This is a genomic window from Arenimonas metalli CF5-1 (assembly GCF_000747155.1).
GTDB classification, from domain to species: domain Bacteria; phylum Pseudomonadota; class Gammaproteobacteria; order Xanthomonadales; family Xanthomonadaceae; genus Arenimonas; species Arenimonas metalli.
The window spans coordinates 1-1,175 of record NZ_AVCK01000056.1; the positions used below are offsets into that span (position 1 = coordinate 1).

The window sequence follows — 1,175 nt, forward strand, 5'->3', positions numbered from 1 at the left end:
GCAACCACGCCGGCGCCGACGGTGCGGCCACCCTCGCGGATCGCGAAGCGCAGGCCCTCGTCCATCGCGATCGGCGCGATCAGGGTCACCACCATCTTCACGTTGTCGCCCGGCATCACCATCTCCACGCCTTCCGGCAGCTGGCAGGCGCCCGTCACGTCCGTCGTGCGGAAGTAGAACTGCGGGCGGTAGCCCTTGAAGAACGGGGTGTGGCGACCGCCCTCGTCCTTCGACAGCACGTACACCTCGGCCTCGAACTCCGTGTGCGGGTTGATCGAACCCGGCTTGGCCAGCACCTGGCCACGCTCCACGTCGTCACGCTTCGTGCCGCGCAGCAGCAGGCCCGCGTTGTCGCCCGCCTGGCCCTGGTCCAGCAGCTTGCGGAACATCTCAACGCCCGTCACGGTCGTCTTCTGGGTCGGACGGATGCCGACGATCTCGATTTCGTCACCCACCTTGATGATGCCGCGCTCGATGCGGCCGGTCACCACGGTGCCGCGGCCCGAGATCGAGAACACGTCCTCGACCGGCATCAGGAACGACTTGTCCACGTCGCGCTGCGGCTCCGGGATCCAGCTGTCCAGCGCTTCCACCAGCTTGATGATCGACGGCACGCCGATCTCCGACTGGTCGCCTTCCAGCGCCGAACGCGCCGAACCCTTGATGATCGGGGTGTCGTCGCCCGGGAAGTCGTACTTCGACAGCAGCTCGCGGACTTCCATCTCCACCAGCTCCATCAGCTCGGCGTCGTCCACCAGGTCCGCCTTGTTCAGGTAGACCACGATGTACGGCACGCCCACCTGGCGGGCCAGCAGGATGTGCTCGCGCGTCTGCGGCATCGGGCCGTCAGCGGCCGAGCACACCAGGATCGCGCCGTCCATCTGCGCCGCACCCGTGATCATGTTCTTCACGTAGTCGGCGTGGCCCGGGCAGTCCACGTGCGCGTAGTGGCGCGTAGCCGACTCGTACTCCACGTGCGCCGTCGAGATCGTGATGCCGCGCGCCTTCTCTTCCGGCGCCGCGTCGATCGCGTCGTACGCCTTGAACTCGCCACCGAAACGCTCGGCGCCAATCTTGGTCAGCGCGGCGGTCAGCGTGGTCTTGCCATGGTCAACGTGACCGATGGTGCCAACGTTCACGTGCGGCTTGGTGCGCTCAAACTTACCCTTGGACAT

Annotated in this window: 1 protein-coding gene; it reads right to left on the reverse strand. The window is 66.6% G+C overall.

Features of this window, described 5'->3' with window-relative positions; genetic code table 11:
• A partial coding sequence (gene tuf, locus N787_RS12875) for an elongation factor Tu (protein WP_034214971.1) occupies positions 1–1,175 on the reverse strand: 1,175 nt, incomplete at its 3' end.